Annotated in this window: 21 protein-coding genes and 2 pseudogenes; 8 read left to right on the top strand and 15 right to left on the bottom strand. The window is 60.7% G+C overall.

Annotation, left to right across the window (positions count from 1 at the left end; all coding sequences use genetic code 11):
• Nucleotides 1-514 precede the first annotated feature (514 nt).
• The 4 genes from FSO04_RS42040 to FSO04_RS42025 form a co-directional block, all read right to left on the bottom strand.
• Complete coding sequence (locus FSO04_RS42040; RefSeq protein ID WP_154567265.1) at nt 515-691, bottom strand: hypothetical protein; 177 nt, start codon at nt 689-691, stop codon at nt 515-517.
• Nucleotides 692-731: 40 nt separating this feature from the next.
• Nucleotides 732-1,172: an SET domain-containing protein gene (locus FSO04_RS42035; RefSeq protein ID WP_154567264.1), complete on the bottom strand. Its 441-nt coding sequence runs from the start codon at nt 1,170-1,172 to the stop codon at nt 732-734.
• A 178-nt stretch (nt 1,173-1,350) separates the two neighbouring features.
• Nucleotides 1,351-1,557, bottom strand: coding sequence for a hypothetical protein (locus tag FSO04_RS42030; RefSeq protein ID WP_154567263.1), 207 nt, complete (start codon nt 1,555-1,557; stop codon nt 1,351-1,353).
• 206 nt (nt 1,558-1,763) lie between these two features.
• Nucleotides 1,764-2,066 (bottom strand): HU family DNA-binding protein, encoded by a 303-nt coding sequence (locus FSO04_RS42025; RefSeq protein WP_266240279.1) that lies wholly within the window; start codon nt 2,064-2,066, stop codon nt 1,764-1,766.
• Between the two features lie 1,530 nt (nt 2,067-3,596).
• On the opposite strand from FSO04_RS42025, the gene FSO04_RS42020 reads away from it, so the two are divergent.
• Both FSO04_RS42020 and FSO04_RS42015 read left to right on the top strand, forming a co-directional pair.
• On the top strand, nt 3,597-3,899 hold the full coding sequence (locus FSO04_RS42020) for an ArsR/SmtB family transcription factor (protein ID WP_154567261.1): 303 nt from the start codon (nt 3,597-3,599) through the stop codon (nt 3,897-3,899).
• Nucleotides 3,900-3,993: 94 nt separating this feature from the next.
• Nucleotides 3,994-5,055 (top strand): alkene reductase, encoded by a 1,062-nt coding sequence (locus tag FSO04_RS42015; RefSeq protein WP_154567260.1) that lies wholly within the window; start codon nt 3,994-3,996, stop codon nt 5,053-5,055.
• Nucleotides 5,056-5,075: 20 nt separating this feature from the next.
• Here FSO04_RS42015 and FSO04_RS42010 read toward each other — a convergent pair whose 3' ends face one another.
• Nucleotides 5,076-5,603, bottom strand: coding sequence for a GNAT family N-acetyltransferase (locus FSO04_RS42010; RefSeq protein ID WP_154567259.1), 528 nt, complete (start codon nt 5,601-5,603; stop codon nt 5,076-5,078).
• 136 nt (nt 5,604-5,739) lie between these two features.
• Here FSO04_RS42010 and FSO04_RS42005 point away from each other — a divergent pair, with 136 nt between their 5' ends.
• Entirely contained in the window at nt 5,740-6,387 is a 648-nt protein-coding gene (locus tag FSO04_RS42005) for a VTT domain-containing protein (protein ID WP_054039163.1), read from the top strand.
• A 66-nt stretch (nt 6,388-6,453) separates the two neighbouring features.
• Nucleotides 6,454-6,651 (top strand): annotated as a pseudogene (locus tag FSO04_RS42000) (LysE family translocator); the annotation flags it as partial.
• Between the two features lie 91 nt (nt 6,652-6,742).
• Here the strand turns inward: FSO04_RS42000 and FSO04_RS41995 are convergent.
• From FSO04_RS41995 to FSO04_RS41985, 3 genes and pseudogenes are all read right to left on the bottom strand, one after another.
• Nucleotides 6,743-7,204 (bottom strand): VOC family protein, encoded by a 462-nt coding sequence (locus FSO04_RS41995; RefSeq protein WP_154567258.1) that lies wholly within the window; start codon nt 7,202-7,204, stop codon nt 6,743-6,745.
• Nucleotides 7,205-7,228: 24 nt separating this feature from the next.
• Nucleotides 7,229-7,438, bottom strand: a pseudogene (locus tag FSO04_RS41990) (dihydroxy-acid dehydratase); the annotation flags it as partial.
• Between the two features lie 94 nt (nt 7,439-7,532).
• Nucleotides 7,533-8,483, bottom strand: a complete 951-nt coding sequence (locus FSO04_RS41985; RefSeq protein ID WP_168436010.1) for a GlxA family transcriptional regulator — start codon at nt 8,481-8,483, stop codon at nt 7,533-7,535.
• Nucleotides 8,484-8,704: 221 nt separating this feature from the next.
• Here FSO04_RS41985 and FSO04_RS41980 point away from each other — a divergent pair, with 221 nt between their 5' ends.
• The 3 genes from FSO04_RS41980 to FSO04_RS41970 are packed head-to-tail and all read left to right on the top strand — an operon-like array spanning nt 8,705 to nt 11,879.
• Nucleotides 8,705-9,994: an epoxide hydrolase family protein gene (locus tag FSO04_RS41980; RefSeq protein WP_154567257.1), complete on the top strand. Its 1,290-nt coding sequence runs from the start codon at nt 8,705-8,707 to the stop codon at nt 9,992-9,994.
• A 50-nt stretch (nt 9,995-10,044) separates the two neighbouring features.
• Nucleotides 10,045-10,788 (top strand): SDR family oxidoreductase, encoded by a 744-nt coding sequence (locus FSO04_RS41975; RefSeq protein WP_154567256.1) that lies wholly within the window; start codon nt 10,045-10,047, stop codon nt 10,786-10,788.
• 41 nt (nt 10,789-10,829) lie between these two features.
• On the top strand, nt 10,830-11,879 hold the full coding sequence (locus FSO04_RS41970; protein WP_168436011.1) for an alpha/beta fold hydrolase: 1,050 nt from the start codon (nt 10,830-10,832) through the stop codon (nt 11,877-11,879).
• Nucleotides 11,880-12,012: 133 nt separating this feature from the next.
• On the opposite strand, the gene FSO04_RS41965 is transcribed toward FSO04_RS41970, so the two are convergent.
• Entirely contained in the window at nt 12,013-12,924 is a 912-nt protein-coding gene (locus FSO04_RS41965; protein ID WP_171926664.1) for an NAD(P)-dependent oxidoreductase, read from the bottom strand.
• A gap of 275 nt (nt 12,925-13,199) precedes the next feature.
• Between FSO04_RS41965 and FSO04_RS41960 the strand changes: the two genes are divergently transcribed.
• Nucleotides 13,200-13,469 (top strand): 3-phosphoglycerate dehydrogenase, encoded by a 270-nt coding sequence (locus FSO04_RS41960; RefSeq protein WP_154567253.1) that lies wholly within the window; start codon nt 13,200-13,202, stop codon nt 13,467-13,469.
• A 5-nt stretch (nt 13,470-13,474) separates the two neighbouring features.
• Here the strand turns inward: FSO04_RS41960 and FSO04_RS41955 are convergent, their stop codons facing one another.
• From FSO04_RS41955 to FSO04_RS41930, 6 genes are all read right to left on the bottom strand, one after another.
• Nucleotides 13,475-14,830, bottom strand: coding sequence for an MFS transporter (locus FSO04_RS41955; protein ID WP_154567252.1), 1,356 nt, complete (start codon nt 14,828-14,830; stop codon nt 13,475-13,477).
• Between the two features lie 319 nt (nt 14,831-15,149).
• The gene (locus FSO04_RS41950) at nt 15,150-15,713 is read right to left on the bottom strand and encodes a hypothetical protein (RefSeq protein ID WP_154567251.1); all 564 of its coding nucleotides are present in this window, start codon (nt 15,711-15,713) and stop codon (nt 15,150-15,152) included.
• The gene (locus FSO04_RS41945) at nt 15,710-16,183 is read right to left on the bottom strand and encodes a glycoside hydrolase family 108 protein (protein ID WP_154567250.1); all 474 of its coding nucleotides are present in this window, start codon (nt 16,181-16,183) and stop codon (nt 15,710-15,712) included. The genes FSO04_RS41950 and FSO04_RS41945 overlap by 4 nt, the downstream gene beginning before the upstream one ends.
• Nucleotides 16,176-16,493, bottom strand: a complete 318-nt coding sequence (locus FSO04_RS41940) for a DUF1003 domain-containing protein (protein WP_154567249.1) — start codon at nt 16,491-16,493, stop codon at nt 16,176-16,178. Before FSO04_RS41940 ends, FSO04_RS41945 begins: the two co-directional genes overlap by 8 nt.
• Entirely contained in the window at nt 16,480-16,653 is a 174-nt protein-coding gene (locus FSO04_RS41935) for a hypothetical protein (RefSeq protein ID WP_154567248.1), read from the bottom strand. Before FSO04_RS41935 ends, FSO04_RS41940 begins: the two co-directional genes overlap by 14 nt.
• A gap of 4 nt (nt 16,654-16,657) precedes the next feature.
• Nucleotides 16,658-16,894, bottom strand: a complete 237-nt coding sequence (locus FSO04_RS41930) for a hypothetical protein (RefSeq protein ID WP_233465269.1) — start codon at nt 16,892-16,894, stop codon at nt 16,658-16,660.
• Nucleotides 16,895-17,024 lie beyond the last annotated feature (130 nt).

The following is a 17,024-nucleotide window of genomic DNA, read 5'->3' as shown; positions in this document are numbered from 1 at the left end:
ACGCATTCGGGAAGTAGTGCGACCTGCTTGCGCTCATCGCCTTCAACGAATCGCTTCATGAGTCACCCGGTCTCAATGAGTTGATTCAGTTTAGGCGATGAGTGTGTTTTCACACAGGCTCGGCCGAACTCGGTCCGATGCAGGAGACTTGCCCTAACGATTCGCGGAGGCCGGTGAATGGTCCCGGGTTATTCCCAGAGATCGAAAGGTCGGCCGATCCAGCGACGATTAAGAAAAAAGTGGCAGGGATTCGACAGCGGATTGGCGTCGACGTCGCGAGGGCGTGGTTCGACCGGTCCGCGCAGCAGCTTTCCCGTTGGTCGAGCCGAGTCGCCGGTTCAGATCCGACAGCGCTCTACAGACCGAAATGCGGGCTGGCATCTCGGTCAATGTCCGTTCAAGCCGGTCCAGCAGTTCAGGCAGACTCACTTCACCCGCCCCTTTCCGTGCGAACTTCCGCTTCTTCATAAGGCCGCTCCCCTGTATCTGTCGACGATACGCGCTGGCGTCGACGTCACCACAAATCGTCGAGATCCAGCGACATCTGTTTCTTCGTGTTTGCGCCAGCAGCACCGTCGGAGGCATCTCCCTTTGGCAATGGTGATTTCAGCACATCGATATGGACAACCACATCCACGCCGATCCGGACAATGCCATCGTTCGGCCGCCTCGCAACGAGGTCGTTTTCCACGGGAGCAGCGCTGCCCTCTCTTACCGGCACAGCCAGCCGTTCACGCTGCGTCCGCCAGCATCGACTGACGGCAGCCCGATGCCGCACACCGGCAGGCGTACTGGGCCCGAACCTCTTTATTCGCAGGATTGTCAATCGCCAGCAGATATTCAATGAACAGTTCTTCGCCCGGCTCGATTGCCCGCAGCGTATGAATGAAAATCCGTCCCTGATCCTCGATGGTCTCGCAGTTCGGTGCGCAGGCGTGATTGAGCCAGCGTGCACTATTGCCACCGCGACTCCCGTCGATCACGGTCCCGTCCGATAGTCCGAACAGAAACGTATGTCCATCAACGCCTTCGCGTCGGTGACGGCGCACCGCATTGCGCCATGACGTGATTTCACCCTTATACTGCAGCACGCGCTCGCCGGCGGCGAGCAGCCGAGCGGCGAACACGCCCCTGCCGTGAACAGACGATCGCCGGACGATCACACGTCTCATGGTGTTCTCTCGATTGACATGCGCGCCAGTATAGAAGAGGCATAAATCCGCATCCACACCGACGTGGATACGTCACTCGCGTCAAGGTTGCGGCAATCGTTTCGGGTTGAAACTGGAAGTTCGTCCTGGCGCAATCAGCTGGTGGTTCGGAACCCGCTCAACTGAAGGCAGCGTCGGACTAGAAAAGCTGGGCGCCTAGCTCACGCAGGCTGTTCCACTTGACGGCGCTGACAAAGGTCCGGCCCGTGGTGTCGAGCGATTCGATCATCGCGCGCTGCCCCCGCGCTTCTGCGATGACGCGCACGATGCGCGTCCGGTAGCGCAACAGCGCCCCGATCGGCGGGCACAAGGCCTCCTGGTGAATCCGCGATCGTTTCTTTTCCATAACAGTATTTGTATATGGATCCAACCGGTTGCAAGACCGATGTACATCTACGGCAACTCTGCACCAGATGCTACCAGGTCGGCCGGGGCGGGTCCAGGCTGTTCACCGGAGTGGCGCATCCGATCGCGGCCTACCGGCCTCCGGCCGCGACGCTCCCGCAAACGTGAGCCGCTGGCACGCCTGCGGCCTGCGGCTGTCGCTGGCTGTCAGTGCCCGTTCACGGCATCCTTGAACGCCTTGCCCGCCGTGAATTTCACCGTCTTCGCGGCAGGGATCTGGATCTCGGCGCCGGTCGCCGGATTGCGGCCCACCCGCGCGGCGCGAGCGCCCGTGGAAAACGACCCGAAGCCGATCAGTTGCACGGTATCGCCTTTTTTGACGGCCGCCGTGACCGCGCCAATGAAAGCATCGATCGCCTCACTCGTCGCGGCCTTGCTTTCTCCGGTCGCAGCAGCGACTGCATCCACCAGTTCCTGTTTGTTCATTGATTTTTTCCTCGTTGAGTGAATGATGATGTCGACACCCTACCCGATCGGCGCGCCTCCGCGCAATCGGCACGCAACTGCACGGGTTTCACGCCCCCGGTGCACCTCCCGATGGCGGCCCGTCGCCGCCTGTCGTACCGGGCGCTCGCGTGTTGAAGGCGCCTGAGGAAATTCGCACATGCAAGGTCAGGGACGCTGACCGCGAAAGGTCAACGGCCTGGGTTCTGCGCCGGAGGCCCGGCCTTCCCCGGGGATCGACCGGCCGCGACCATCGACTACGCCTCGGACTGCCCCATGCCTTCTGTTGCCTGCGCCCGCGCCTATACATTGACCTACCGTAGCACGACTTCAATTCCAAATAACTAAAATTATCCGGGCCTTCATTTACATCATTTTTTGCGTTTTTTCTCAATTCCCTATGCTTCGCAAGTCCTCATCCTAAGGAGCGATTGTGGTCGGTGCCCGCCCGCGGTGCGGCAGAAAACCCCGCCGTGTGCCGGTGCAGTGACTATGATGTAGATGTCGTCCGTGCTAGCGAGACGCGACCGCAAAACGGGGCAAGGCGGGGCTGGCGGGAGACTGGCCGCCCGTCCTTGCTCCGCCAGAACCGGGTCCGCGAAGGTGCGGGCCATTTTTTTTGCGCCCTTCCAACCCTGATAACGCAGAGGATTTAATAGGCTGATAGGCGAGGTAACTAGTCGGCTCGTGCTTCAAAACTTTTTGGCAAGGCGCCGAGCGACGGATGCACCCGCCCCGGTGCTGACGATATTGGAGTGGCACTCTATATCGTTCAGATCAGAGTCCAACCTAGCTGCAAGCGTCTGACACCCTCGACTGAGTTTGGAGGCCGCTCAATCGGAATAACTCTGTGCGCAGCGACACGTCTGTGCCTGATGCGGTCTACCCCTTAACCGCAAGAATTTGCGAATGCAGTGCTTCTGCGCGGTCGCCATCCATCGTGCCCTGGTAAATCCCGTAGCCACAACTGCCGCAAGGTCACAGCTTCATCGTGCATTACGTCTAATCTGCTCACGATGCCCACATCCATCCCGCCAGCGGAAAACAGACGTACAGACGGCTTCAGAATTGGGATTCGAGCGCGATCAGCGTGCAAAACGCGCTGATTGAGCGAAAAAACGAAGGCAAAATGAAATCATCGCGAACTAGTCTGTCCAGCTTGCCAAGTGCAGACTTAAATATAGGATTCCGAATTTAATTTGGAATTGGAATCGTGTTTTTTCGCGCCACGCCCCCCAAGAACCAAAGTTCTTGCTGTCAACCGCCTAGGCCCATCTGCAGGTGATCTCCGAACGGAATTTCACTTCATAGAATCGGAGCTGCGTTCTTTTTTGTGCGAAATGCGGTCCATGTTGAAAGCGCAGGCTTATTTGTGCGCCCACAACCATCGACCCCACAGTCCGTAATGGCTTCAAGCATATCGTCAAATTCCGATATATGATTCGTCTTGTAGCGATGCAGATGCATGGCCACTAGCGTGCGCCATGCCTGCCTGTTGTTGGTGCCCTGAAGTTGATGCCCTGAAAACCGATCCACATGACGCTCGATATCGACGCGATTCACAAAGCGCTTGCCAACCCCGTACGGCGGGAGATTCTCGGCTGGCTGCGCGAGCCGTATGCGCATTTCTCCGACCAGGAGCTCCCGCTCGATCACGGCGTGTGCGCAGGAAAGATTGACGCGCACTGCGGCCTGTCGCAGTCCACCGTGTCGGCGCACCTCGCCGCGTTGCAGCGCGCCGGTCTCGTTACGTCGAAGCGGGTTGGGCAATGGGTGTTTTTCAAACGCAACGAGGCCGTCATTCAAGCCTTTCTCGAGCACATGAACACCGAGCTCTGAGCGCTTCATCCGCATCGCCGCGTTTTTTCGCTTATTTCATCGTGCAGTTTTTTTAAGGCCCGGGCCACGCGCCCGCCACCCAAGGTGAACTCATATGCCGACTCTTTTTGACCCGCTCCAGATTGGCGACATCACGTTGTCGAACCGCATCATCATGGCGCCCCTCACGCGACAACGCGCCGAAGAAGTCCGCGTGCCGAACGCGCTGATGGCGAAGTACTACGCAGAACGCGCCACGGCAGGCCTGATCATCAGCGAAGCCACGTCCGTCACGCCGCAGGGTGTCGGTTACGCCGAGACCCCGGGCATCTGGTCGCAGGAGCAGGTGGAAGGCTGGAAGATCGTCACGAACGCCGTGCACGCAGCCGGCGGCAAGATTTTCCTGCAACTGTGGCACGTCGGCCGTATTTCGGACCCGCTGTTCCTCAATGGCGAACTGCCGGTCGCGCCGAGCGCCATCGCAGCCCAGGGTCACGTGAGCCTGGTGCGTCCGGAGCGTCCGTACGTGACGCCGCGCGCATTGGAACTCGATGAAATCGCCGGTGTGGTCGACGCGTTCCGCAAGGGCGCCGCAAACGCGAAGGCAGCAGGTTTCGACGGTGTGGAAGTGCACGGCGCAAACGGCTATCTGCTCGACCAGTTCCTGCAGGACAGCACCAACAAGCGTACCGACGCTTACGGCGGCCCGATCGAAAACCGCGCCCGCCTGCTGCTCGAAATCACTGACGCCTGTATCGACGTCTGGGGCGCGAACCGTGTCGGCGTGCACCTCGCACCGCGCCGCGACGCGCACGCCATGGGCGATTCGGATCCGGCCGCGACCTTCGGTTACGTGGCACGCGAACTCGGCAAGCGCAAGATTGCGTTCATCGCCGCCCGCGAAGCGCTCGGCGACGACCGCCTCGGCCCGCAACTGAAGAAGGCATTCGGCGGCCCGTACATCGCGAACGAAAAGTTCACCAAGGAAACCGCGCAGCACGTGCTCGACGCGGGTGAAGCGGACGCGGTGGCATGGGGTCAACTGTTCATCGCGAATCCGGATCTGGTTCGCCGCTTCGAGACGAATGCACCGTTGAACAAGCCGAATCCAGCAACGTACTATGCACGGGGCGAAACCGGCTACGTGGATTATCCGACGCTGGAAGCAGTGGAATAAGCCGTTCGGTTCATGCGGCGTCACGCAAGATCACGCCGCATGAACACCCGTTTCGATTCGTCGAGTCCGCGCGCGATATGCGCATCGCGCCGCGCGATGAGTGCCGCATCCAGGTCGGCCTCCTCGATATCGCGAAAGCCAAGCCGGCGATAGTACGGTGCGTTCCACGGCACCTCGCGAAACGTCGACAATATGAGTTGCGCTATCTGTTGCGCACGCGCGAGTTGCGCGACCTGCTCGATCAGCGCCGCGCCGATACGTTGCCCGGCATGGGAACTCAGCACGTCGAGCTCCTGAACATAGAAGCGCGCAGGCTGCGGCTCGAACATCACAAATCCCACACACGTCTCATCAGTATCCACGGCGACGACGATTTGCTGCGCGTCGATCTTGCGGTGGACGAGTTCCAGCGCCATCGGCGGTGCATCGGCGATGCCGGTCATGCCGACGCTGACAAAGCGCTGGCCGGCCTCGAATTCGATCGTACGGATAGCGTGCGCATCGAGCGGCGCGGCAAGGCGGAACGTGAGGTTGGAAGCGTATTGCATAGGGGTTTCTTAAATTTTTTTCGGGCGCGATTCAGGAAGACACGCCCCGATATTGACATCAGCACCGAGAAATAAACAAGTGCCCATGTCACGACGGGACTAAAATCCCGAACATCCAAATCCCTTCCGACCCAAGATGGATCTCATGCATGTGCTGCAGGTCGCCCTGCACTTCGACCAGCACCTGAGCGGTTTGATCGTGCAATACGGCACGGCCGTCTACGCGATGCTGTTTCTCGTCGTGTTCGTCGAGATCGGTTTCCTGCCGCTGTTCTTTTTGCCTGGCGATCCGCTGATTTTCATCTGTGGCGGTCTCGCCGCCACCGGCGCGCTGAACGTCTGGCTCGTGATCCCCGTGCTGTTCGCCGCCACCGTGGCCGGCAGCATCGTCGACTATGCGATCGGCCGTGCCATCGGCGAAAAAGTCTATACCGCCGACTACCGCTGGCTCGACAAGAACGCACTGCGCAAGGCGCACGCGTTTTACGAAGCACGCGGCGGCCTGACCTTTTTACTGTCGCCGTTCATTGCAGTCGTGCGCACGTTCGCGCCGTTTGTCGCCGGTGTTTCGCGCATGACGTTTGCGCGTTTCGTGTCGTTCGTCACCGCCGGCGCGGCGCTGTGGATCGTCTCGCTGGTGGCGGCCGGTTATCTGTTCGGCAACGTGCCGCTGGTGCGCGATCATATGAGTTCGATCGTGCTGCTGGGCGTCTCGCTCGGTGTCGGATCGTTGCTGGTGAGCGCCGTGTGGCGTTTTGTCAACCGGAGGTTGCGCGCTCACTAAGCCGATGGTTGCGTGCTCACTGAATTTCGTGGAGGAACGCTACGTCGCTGTCTGCTTTGCTCGTCTTCGCCGTGGCGCATGTTCATCGCCGGCCTGCTGGTGACGCTCGGCAATCCGAAGATCATGATGTTCTACCTCGCGTTGCTGCCGACCATCATCGATCTGTCGCGCATCGGCACCGTCGCGTGGTTCGAACTCACGCTCGCCATGCTGATCGTATTGATGGCCGTCGACTTCGGTTGGGCGCTGCTCGCCACACGTGCTGGCTGAGCAGATCGACCACCTGACGCCGGTTCGGATCGGCAAGTGCCGCCAGAGTACGGTCGAGCGAGACGCTGGCAGGCAGTCCCATCGCTTATACCCACCCTTCGATTTTCAGGCCGCTCACGCGCTCCGCTTCCTCGCGCGACACCTCGCGAACCGTCTGGCCGAAGCTCCAGACGTGCCCTTCCGGATCGCGCGCCGCGTAGACACGGTCGCCATAGAACTGATCGGCCGGCTCGCGCGTGATCACAGCGCCCGCAGCACGCGCACGAGCGCAATGTTCGTCGATCCCCTCGCGCAATTGCACGTGCACTGATTGCGTATTCTTGCCGCCGATCGATGCCGGGCTCGCCGAGTCTTCGGACCATTCTCGGCAGATCATCACGTAGCTGTCGCCGAAACGCATTTCCGAGTGGCCCAACTGGCCGTCGCTTTCCGTGATCACCATTTGACGCTCGAAGCCGAACGCTTTCTCGAGCCAGTCGAGCGCGGCAAACGGGTCCTTGTAGTACACCGCAGCACCCAGCGAAGGACGATGAAACGGTTCGTTCATGATTGCCTCCTTTTATAAACCTTTGAACAGTTTCCGATACCCGCGTTCGGCCGTCGGTACGTCTGCGGGCGCGGCGGCCGCGCGGCGTGCCAGTTCGGAGTCCGACACGAGCAGCGTGATTTCGCGCGTTGCGACGCTGAGCCGGATACGATCGCCGTTTTGAACATAGGCTAGCGGGCCACCGACGGCCGCCTCAGGCGTCACGTGCAACACGATGGTGCCGAAAGCGGTGCCAAGGTGGCCGGTGCGGCGAGCGAATCGTCTGGTTTGGTCCTGGGCATGGAGAAACCCGGCATGAGATGCATGTAAACGTAGGGAGGAGACGGTCTCACGGCGCGCCCGTCACCGTGCGTGCGCTGCGACGAAATGCTTGCGGCGGTTGCCCGAATACACGCAGGAATGCCTCCCGCATTCTCCTTGGATCTGAGAACCCGGTCGCGCTGGCGACCTGATCGATCGTGTGTCGGCTTTCCTCAAGCATCAAGCGCGCAGTTTCAATGCGCAGTCGTTCGACGGCCTTTGCAGGAGTCTGTCCTGTCTCCGCACGAAACGCGCGGCTAAATTGACGCGGACTCAAACGCGCAACCTCCGCCAATTGCTCGACCGAAAGTGGTTCGTTGAGATTCTTTTTCGCATACGTCAGCGCGGATTGAATGCGATCGGACTTTGGCTCGAGTTCGAGCAGCGCTGAGTGCTGCGACTGTCCGCCTGTACGCCAATGATAGACAACAAGGTTTCGCGCGACCGACCGTGCGACCTTGGCGCCAAGGTCCTTCTCCACCAACGCGAGTGCGAGATCGATGCCCGCCGTCATGCCGGCCGAGGTCCAGATCGGCCCGTCCGCAATGAAGATCCGATCCTCGTCCACCGTAATTGAGGGAAAGCGGGTGCGTAGATCGTGCGCATAGTGCCAGTGCGTGGTTGCGCGGCGGCCATCGAGCAAGCCAGCCTCCGCGAGCACGAACGCGCCCGTGCACATCGAAGCGGTGCGCCGCGCGGTCTCAGCGCTGCGACGCACGTACGCGAGCACACCTGGCGGCGGCACGACGGTGACAGGGTTGCTTCCGGCGAAGATGACTGTGTCGAATACGCGATCGTCGATCGCCTCGGTCAAGACCGTCAAACCGCTCGAAGCGCGCACCAGGCCGCCTGCTTCGGAAACGTTGAGCGTCTGATAGAACGGTTCACCGATCGCCACGTTTGCGAACTCGAACACGGATTGCGCAACGAGTGCCATGGAATAGAAGCCGTCGAACACCACAAACGCAACAGTCGGCACGGCTGCCTCCCGAACGAGCACGTCCTGAAAACGTAGTTTATACGTCCTTTGAGCCACCAACAATTGACAGTATAAATATCGGTAGGAGCACGGGTTGCGTTACGCGGACGCGCTGTGCGCACACCGCGTCCGTAGCGACACGATCTCGTTGATCTTCCATTTGATCAGACTTATACCTCCCATTTAATTAGGCATACGTATATATGTTCTCGATTTCATCCATGCGTCGACTCGCGTTCGGCTCGTTGACGGCGCGCGTGTTTAGCCTGAGCTTTCTCACTGCGGCCGCCTTTGCGCCACCCGTCCTTGCTGCTGACGAATTGCCCGCACCCGCATCGACCGGCGATACGGCGATCCGCCCGTTCCACGCCCATTTTTCCAACGCCCAACTCGCCGATCTGCGCAAACGCATCGCGGCGACCCGCTGGCCGGACAAGGAGACGGTCGACGACCGATCTCAAGGCGCGCAACTCGCCAGGCTGAAGGACCTCGTGAACTACTGGGGCACGGGCTACGACTGGCGCAAGGCCGAGGCGAGGCTCAATGCACTGCCGCAATATGTCACCACAATCGATGGAGTCGATATTCACTTCATCTGGGTACGCTCACGCAATCCAAACGCGCTGCCGATGATCATGACCCATGGCTGGCCCGGCTCGGTATTCGAGGAACTGAAAGTCATCGGGCCTCTCACCGATCCAGTCGCCTATGGCGGGCGCGCGGAAGATTCCTTCGACGTGGTCCTGCCCTCGATACCCGGATACGGGTTCTCAGGCAAGCCCAAGGGCACTGGGTGGACGCCTGACCATATCGCCCGCGCCTGGGAGGAACTGATGCGCCGCCTCGGGTACCAGCACTACGTCGCTCGGGGCGGCGACTGGGGTTCCGTGATCGCCGACAAAATGGCCGCGCAGAAGCCATCCGGACTGCTCGGCATTCACGTCAACATGCCGGCGACGGTACCGCCGGACGTTGCGAAATCGCTGAAAGCGGGCGACTCACCGCCGGCCGGCCTTTCCGACAAGGAGAAAGCCGCGTACAAGTCACTTGACAGCCTCTATACACGCGGCGGCGGTTACGCAGCGATGATGGTCACGCGTCCACAGACGGTGGGTTACGCGCTTGCGGATTCTCCGGTTGGCCAGGCAGCATGGATGTACGACAAATTTGCGGACTGGACCTACAGCGGCGGCAATCCCGAACGCTCGCTGACCAAGGACGAGATGCTCGACGACATCACGCTGTATTGGCTGACCAACACGTCGACGTCCGCGGCGCAGCTCTACTGGGAAAACAATGCGAACAACTTCAACGCGGTCGACATTTCGATCCCTGCGGCAGTGACGGTCTTCCCCGGCGAGATCTATCAGGCGCCTCGTAGCTGGACTGAACGCAGCTACCACAAGCTCATCTATTTCAATGAAGTGAACAAGGGTGGCCACTTCGCGGCCTGGGAACAGCCTCAGCTTTTCTCGGAAGAACTCAGGGCTTCATTCAAGTCCTTGCGTTAAATGACGCGAATCAAGTCATGCATGAAAACCATTTATCTCAAGAGCAATCGATGAAGACGACTGGCAACACCATTTTCATTACCGGCGGCGGTTCCGGCATTGGTCGCGGTCTCGCCGAAGCATTCCATCGACTCGGCAATCAGGTCATCATTTCCGGACGGCGCCGCGCGAATCTCGACGAGACGATCGCGGCCAACCCCGGCATGCAGGCGATCGAACTCGACATCACCGACCCGGAGAACATCATTTCGGTTGCCGAGGAACTCGTCGCCGGATGGCCATCGCTGAACGTGCTGATCAACAATGCAGGTGTGATGCATATCGACGATCTTGGCGCACCGGTTGACGAAACGCTGCTGACGTCGACGCTGAGCACCAATCTGATGGGTCCAATACGGATGACGGGCGCGCTTGTCGAACACCTGAAACAGCAGGACAAGGCGACGATCATCAATGTCTCGTCGGTTCTGGCTTTCGTGCCGATGGCAATGGCCGGTGTCTATTCGTCGACCAAGGCGGCCATTCATTCCTACACGCAATCGCTACGTTATGTGCTCAAAGATACGTCCGTACGCGTGGTTGAGATCGCGCCACCCTGGGTTCAGACCGACTTGCTGAACAGCAAGAACGAACCACGAGCCATGCCGCTCGCCCCGTATATCGAGCAAACCATGCGCGAACTCAGCACCGATTCAATCGAGGCACTGGTCGAGATTGCACGACCGATGCGCAACAACGTCGGTCCGAATGAATCGGCGTTCGTAACGCAGTTCAACGACAAGTTCAAAAGCTGATTCGCGCTTCGAAAACCCTGATCATGAAGAGGAGAGTACTGGTGTCGAATGAGATCAACAGCCGTCGCCGACGCTTTCTTAGGACGGCTGCCGTGGGCGTCGGCGCGTTGGAACTGTCCTTGAGCGGGTTAGCGCACCCGCAGTCCGCAGAAGCAGACGCAAATCCACCCGCAAACGTCGCGGCGTCGAAAGCATCGTTTGCCGGGATCAAGCAGATCGATGCTGGCGTCCTGAACGTCGGCTATGCGGAAGTCGGCCCTGGCAACGGGCCAGTCGTGATCCTGCTCCACGGTTGGCCATATGACATCCACAGCTTCGCCGATGTCGCGCATCGGCTCGGGGCGACGGGCTATAGGGTGATCGTCCCGTACCTGCGCGGCTATGGGACGACGCGGTTTCTTGCCAGCGAAACAGTCCGCAGTGGCCAGCAGTCGGTGCTCGCCGTCGATGTCATCGCGCTGATGGATGCGCTGAAGATTCAGCAGGCGATCATCGGTGGATTCGACTGGGGCGCGCGCACGGCCAATGTCGTCGCTGCGCTGTGGCCGGAGCGCTGCAAGGCATTGGTCTCGGTGAGCGGCTATCTGATCGGCAGCCAGGCGGGCAACAAGGCGCCCTTGCCGCCGAAGGCGGAGCTCGCGTGGTGGTACCAGTTCTACTTCGCCACGGAGCGGGGTAGGCAGGGCTACGAAGCCGATCGGGAAGGCTTCGCGAAGCTCATCTGGCAACTTGCGTCGCCGAAATGGCGCTTCGACGACGCGACGTTCGGGCGATCCGCAAATGCCTTCCAGAACCCGGACCATGTTGCAATCGTGATCGACAACTACCGTTGGCGATTGAGTCTCTCAGATGGAGAGCCGCAGTACGCCGATCTGGAAAGGCGTCTTGCGGCCGCGCCAATCATCACCGTGCCGACGATTACGCTTGAAGGCGACGCGAACGGCGCGCCTCATCCGGAGCCTACGGCTTATGCGAAGAAGTTTGTCAGCAGATATGCGCACCGCACCATCACAGGTGGAATCGGTCACAATCTGCCGCAGGAAGCTCCCAAGGCCTTTGCGGACGCGGTGATCGAAGTTGCCAGCTATTGAATGTGGCGAACGGCATCATGAAGCCCCAAGTCGCTCGACGGCTTCGACGCCTTTGGCAGGCTCCGATTGGGTCCTGTTGGGGCGCGCTTTCGCTCGGCACGGCAACGCGCCGTGCCGGGACGCTCAAGCGGATTCAAGCGGACGCGCCCTTCGCGCGCTCCCTCGCGTCGCTGCGCGCTTCGATCGCACGCACAACGGCCGCCATATCGGCCTGACCATGACCCAACCCAACGGTCTCGGTGTACAGATCAAAGCAGACATCCAGCAGCGGCGACGCAAGATTCGCATGGCGCGCCGCCTCAGCCGCGAGCCGGTTGTTCTTCAGCACGTCGACAATCGAGGCCTGCACCGTGAAATCCTCGTTCACGAGCTTGTCGACCTTCACGCGCGATACGTTGCTCGCCATCGGGCCCGCGTCGAGCACGGCCTGAAATTGCTTCATGTCGAGCCCATAGCGTCGCGCAAGATGCGCCGCCTCGGCAAGCGCGGTCACCATCGGAATCAGGAAGGTGTTGACCGACAGTTTCATCAGAAGCCCCGCTGGCACCGCGCCGCAGATCACCGTCTCGTGGCACATCGGCTTGAGGAGTGGACGCACTTCTTCGACGGCCGCCGGCTCGCCCGCCAGCATCGCCACCAGTTGACCCGCTTCGGCCGGCTTGCGTGAGCCCGAGACGGGGCCCTCGACGTACTGCCCTCCTGCCGCGCGAATGTCGGCTTCGAGGTCACGCGAATAGTCGGCCGACGTCGTCCCCATGTGCACGATGATGTGCTGTGCGACGTTCGTTGCGAAGTCCGCGGTGTGGCGGCCGAGTACCGAGTCGAGCGCCGTATCCGTCGCCATCATCAGGATGACGATGCGGGACTGCCGGAAGACATCGCCCGCGCTGTCCGCAACCTGCGCGCCTGCGTCGCGCAACGCGGCGCAACGGTCCGGCGTGCGGTTCCACACGACTAGTGGGGTGCCGGCGCGCGCGAGGTTGAGCGCCATGGGCTGCCCCATCACGCCGAGGCCGATGAATCCAACTTTCATGGGTGTCTCCATTTCTTGTCCGCTGCTCGTGGCCACGGTTCGGTGGATCGGGTGCAGGTGTGCACGCACGACGATGAGGCGGCGGCTTTGCCACCGCGACGCTCTCCCGGAAAAGAATCGACCGAGCCGGGCGACGCCGCTCAGTCTATCTAAATTGCCGCAATTACGCCCGCACACCGAGGGGGTCGATTTTCATAAGAAAAATGCAGTAATGCCGCAAATATTTTCATTTTACTGTTGGCGGCACGGCGCTCAGGATGAGGGCACAGCAAGGAGACGGAGCCGCCATGCACGATCCCATCGAACCCCTGATTCTCGACCTGCTGGAATGGATTGGACCGGGCGCCCGGCCCTACAGCGAAGCAATCGAAGTCTGGCGCACCTCCTGCCCGCGGTTGCCAATCTGGGAGGATGCCTTCGGGCGCGGCTATCTCACGCGCACCCATTTACCCGGCGGCGTGGCCGAAGTGACGCTCAGCGAGGCCGGCGCCGCCTATCTGCGCGAGAGCCGCGGCATGCCGTGGGCGGAGCCGCCCGCCGTCCGCCCACTCACCTGAACACCTTATCTCCACCAGCGCAGCGGACGGCGCAGATGATGCCGCTCCAGCCGCACCGCGGCGCTCGCCTGGAGAAACGCGGGCATGCTGTCCAGCGGCCGGCCTTCGAGCCGCTCGCGCTCCTCGTCGGCCTCGACGGTCCTCGCCGGATCGATGAAAAACGCCGCCACGATCCCCACCCCGAGCAAGCATGCCGAAATCGTGAACGGCACGTTATAACTGCCCGTCGTCTCGATCAGATAGCCGAACACGACGGGCGAGATCATGCCGGCGACGCCGAAGCCCGTGTTCATCATGCCACCCGCCGTGCCCGCGTAGCGACCGCCGATGTCGAGCGGCAAGGTCCACAACACAGGATTCGTGATCTCGAGAAAGAAGAATGACGCCGACAGGTACAGCACCGCCATCAGTGGATTGGTCGCGGACACCATCGGCAGCAGAAACACGAGCGAGCCGCCCATACCTACCACCAGCACGGCGCAGCGCGCAAAGCGCAGCCGGCCGGTGCGCTTGTAGAGCCGGTCCGAAACGACGCCGCCCAGAGTATCGCCGATCACGCCCGCGAGCAGCGGCAGCGCCGTGAACAGCGCCAGTTGTTTGAGATCGAAGCCGCGGGCTTCCTTCAGGTACGAAGGCAACCAGGTCAGATAGACCCACAGCAGCCAGCCGTAACAGAAGTCGACGAACGTGACGAGCCACATACGACGGACCAGCTTGCGCCACGGCGTGGCCGCACGTTTGGCACGTTCGCAGTCACCCGCGCGATAGCCGATCTCGGCCGTTTCCTCTGGCGTCACGCGACGGTTCTGCTCCGGCGAGTTCGTAAAGACGCAGAGGTACAGCACCGTCCACGCGAGACTCGCCACGCCGAGCAGAATGAACGCGTCGCGCCAGCCGCCCGCCACCACCACCGCGAGCACCAGCGGCGGCGTGACCGCGCCGCCGAGGCGGGCGAAGCTATGGGTAATACCTTGAGCGAAACCCCGCTCCGCCACCGGCATCCAGTAGGTAAAGGCGCGCGTCGCCGTCGGAAACGCACCGCCCTCGCCGATGCCCAGCGCGAAGCGCAGCGCGACGAGCATTGCCACACTGCCGGCGAAGCCGGTCGCGAGCGTCGCCGCCCCCCAGATCAGCGACAGCACCGTCAACACCAGCTTCGGCCCATACTTGTCCGACAGCCAGCCGCCGATGACTTGCATGAACGCGTACGGATAGGCGAAAGCCGAGAACACGAGGCCGAGCTGAACCGTCGTGAGGCCCATTTCGTGCCGGATGATAGGGCCGGCCACGGCAATATTCACACGGTCGATGTACGAGATGAAATACAGGCGGATAAACGGAACTTTCCAAAGCAAAATCATATGCTTATCGCCGTTTTATGCGTCAAAAATCACCTTCAAAACGTCCCGTCACGTCCTATACAAATCAAAGACTTACATAGGGTTTTTAACAGGCTTCGACGCCCTCAAGAAATCGGAGTATCGTGCCGATATCCAATAAACAGACGAAACGAGCGGGGACGCCATGACGAGGATATTGCTATGCATAGCGCTGCTACTGAGCGGCTGCGGCGGTGGGAATGATCAGCCGGCTCAAAGCTCGAAGGCGGCATTCTCGCAGGGGCCACAGCTCAGGCCATGCGAGACGACCGGAGCGAGCGCCCCGGCTTGCCCTCAATGACTACTTCTGGCCGTCGGCCGGCGTCGATTTGGCCAGCAAGTCATTGACCTGAGACGTGTCACTTGTACTGCCGAACCAGAAGTGCACGACCACGAGCCATACCGTGCCGAGCGTACCTGTGGCCGAGTAGATCAGTGCCTTGCTCGCCTCAGGTACCGGTGCGCAGAATAGGCCGATCAGCAGCCCGAAGAAGCCGCAGGTAATGACGAACGTCAGCCATGCCGGCACCGGCGACTTGTTGGCCGTCTGCATATCCCGCGCGCTAACCGTGTCCTGTACCTTCAGGCTCGCGAGCGTCTCGGTGTCCTTGAAGCCTGCCTGCGCCATCGCAACCGCATAATCCTGATCGGCCTTCCTCATATCGGCTAACTGCTGCGGCGTCGCGCCTGCAATCGCTGCGGCCACGTCATTGGTGCGCTCAGTCAGGTTCAAGGAAGGCGCTGGCGTCAGGCCGAATAGCTTCTCAAGCGCCGACACGCCGGAGCCCGCCAGCGGGCCGCCTATGACGCTCGCGATGGTCGGCGCGAGGTTCTCTACCACGCTTGCTACGTCGCCCCAGCTCATGCTTCACCTCTCAGAATATTATTGGCGACACGACGCGCCCACCCGCGCCCATAGTCGGGCCAGACATTCAGGTCGGCCATATAAAGCAGCCGGTATGCATCGAAACGCGCGACGATCTTCGAGATATCTGCAGCGCGCACTGCGGCGATGGTCTGCGCGCCGATAATCCCGTCTGCCGTGACGCCAGCTGACTGCTGGAGCCATTGCGCCGGATGGCCGCCGTTATAGGCCGCATCGAATACCTGGGAGCCAATGCGCGCATCGAATTGATCGCACTGATACTTATCCCAATACTGCTGCTTGGCGATCTGTTTCGCGGTATCGAGCGGTAGATCCTTCATATCGCCCGTATATCCCCATGCACGCGCCACCGCCTCCGTGACGCCATACATAGTCGGTCCGCCATCGTCGACCGTATAACCTTTCTCTATGCCAATGGTGGCGGCGAATGCATCATCGAAGCTACTCATGCCCAATCTCCCCAAGGATCTGATCCTCTTCCCTCTTGATCGCCTGAAGGAGAGCCAGCATTGCATCGATCTGCTCGCGGTGCTGTATGTCCTGCTTCTCGCCCATCATCGCGAAGAAGGCCAGCGAGACGGATGCTTCTGCCGACAGGACCAGGTTAATCAGACCATGGTCGGCATCAAAGCCGGTCCAGTGACTGACTGCCAGCCACGCGAGGATGAAAGCCATCAGGCCATACAGGAACGTCTTCGAGCCGCGCGCCTTGGCATAGATCCGCGCGAAGTTGTCTTCGGACGGTTCAGTCGTCTCCATGGCTGTTCCTTCTCAACATGACGTAGACGCCGACCAGACAATAGGCGATCGACGCAATGGAGGCCAGATTTGAAATCGATGCGTTGTCGACAATATGGCCCACGGCAATGCCAAGCCATGGAGGCAGCATCGAAAGAACAGTCGTGTGGTGGCTGTTCATGGCATCAGTCCGGAATAGCGGCATTCGTGCCGTCATCGGGATTGATCGACTTCAGGCAGTGATCCTTCTGGAACAAATCGAGGAAGCGGCACAGCACGCAGCACCAGCGCTTGCCCTCCTTCAATCCTTTGCCGGCCCGACTGCTCATCGTCTCATCGCTTGAACCGCCGAACGCAACGTTCAGCGCGCGATCCGAGAGCATCACCCAGTTAAATGCATACCGCTTCAGGAAGTTCCACATGTCATTTCCCCGTGACAGTTGAAATTACGCGTATTCGAAAAAGAGCACCGCGCCTTGGGCACCACTAAGGCCAGCCTGCGCAGCATGGCTACCAGCGGCAGCAGCAGCGGCGCCCCCGCCGCCATATAAC

Origin of the sequence: Paraburkholderia madseniana, from assembly GCF_009690905.1 — a bacterium.
Taxonomy (GTDB): Bacteria; Pseudomonadota; Gammaproteobacteria; order Burkholderiales; family Burkholderiaceae; genus Paraburkholderia; species Paraburkholderia madseniana.
This window is presented reverse-complemented; position numbering and strand designations above follow the sequence as displayed.

What these genes read in the sequence shown, in the direction of transcription:
- FSO04_RS42035 (WP_154567264.1), bottom strand. Translation starts at nt 1,172, where the DNA reads ATGAGACGTGTGATCGTCCGGCGATCGTCTGTTCACGGCAGGGGCGTG.
- FSO04_RS42015 (WP_154567260.1), top strand. Translation starts at nt 3,994, where the DNA reads ATGCCGACTCTTTTTGACCCGCTCCAGATTGGCGACATCACGTTGTCG.
- FSO04_RS41950 (WP_154567251.1), bottom strand. Translation starts at nt 15,713, where the DNA reads ATGAGCTGGGGCGACGTAGCAAGCGTGGTAGAGAACCTCGCGCCGACC.
- FSO04_RS41940 (WP_154567249.1), bottom strand. Translation starts at nt 16,493, where the DNA reads ATGGAGACGACTGAACCGTCCGAAGACAACTTCGCGCGGATCTATGCC.
- FSO04_RS41965 (WP_171926664.1), bottom strand. Translation starts at nt 12,924, where the DNA reads ATGGAGACACCCATGAAAGTTGGATTCATCGGCCTCGGCGTGATGGGG.
- FSO04_RS42020 (WP_154567261.1), top strand. Translation starts at nt 3,597, where the DNA reads ATGACGCTCGATATCGACGCGATTCACAAAGCGCTTGCCAACCCCGTA.
- FSO04_RS41995 (WP_154567258.1), bottom strand. Translation starts at nt 7,204, where the DNA reads ATGAACGAACCGTTTCATCGTCCTTCGCTGGGTGCTGCGGTGTACTAC.
- FSO04_RS41975 (WP_154567256.1), top strand. Translation starts at nt 10,045, where the DNA reads ATGAAGACGACTGGCAACACCATTTTCATTACCGGCGGCGGTTCCGGC.
- FSO04_RS41945 (WP_154567250.1), bottom strand. Translation starts at nt 16,183, where the DNA reads ATGAGTAGCTTCGATGATGCATTCGCCGCCACCATTGGCATAGAGAAA.
- FSO04_RS42010 (WP_154567259.1), bottom strand. Translation starts at nt 5,603, where the DNA reads ATGCAATACGCTTCCAACCTCACGTTCCGCCTTGCCGCGCCGCTCGAT.
- FSO04_RS42030 (WP_154567263.1), bottom strand. Translation starts at nt 1,557, where the DNA reads ATGGAAAAGAAACGATCGCGGATTCACCAGGAGGCCTTGTGCCCGCCG.
- FSO04_RS41955 (WP_154567252.1), bottom strand. Translation starts at nt 14,830, where the DNA reads ATGATTTTGCTTTGGAAAGTTCCGTTTATCCGCCTGTATTTCATCTCG.
- FSO04_RS41935 (WP_154567248.1), bottom strand. Translation starts at nt 16,653, where the DNA reads ATGAACAGCCACCACACGACTGTTCTTTCGATGCTGCCTCCATGGCTT.
- FSO04_RS42005 (WP_054039163.1), top strand. Translation starts at nt 5,740, where the DNA reads ATGGATCTCATGCATGTGCTGCAGGTCGCCCTGCACTTCGACCAGCAC.
- FSO04_RS41980 (WP_154567257.1), top strand. Translation starts at nt 8,705, where the DNA reads ATGCGTCGACTCGCGTTCGGCTCGTTGACGGCGCGCGTGTTTAGCCTG.
- FSO04_RS41960 (WP_154567253.1), top strand. Translation starts at nt 13,200, where the DNA reads ATGCACGATCCCATCGAACCCCTGATTCTCGACCTGCTGGAATGGATT.
- FSO04_RS41930 (WP_233465269.1), bottom strand. Translation starts at nt 16,894, where the DNA reads ATGTGGAACTTCCTGAAGCGGTATGCATTTAACTGGGTGATGCTCTCG.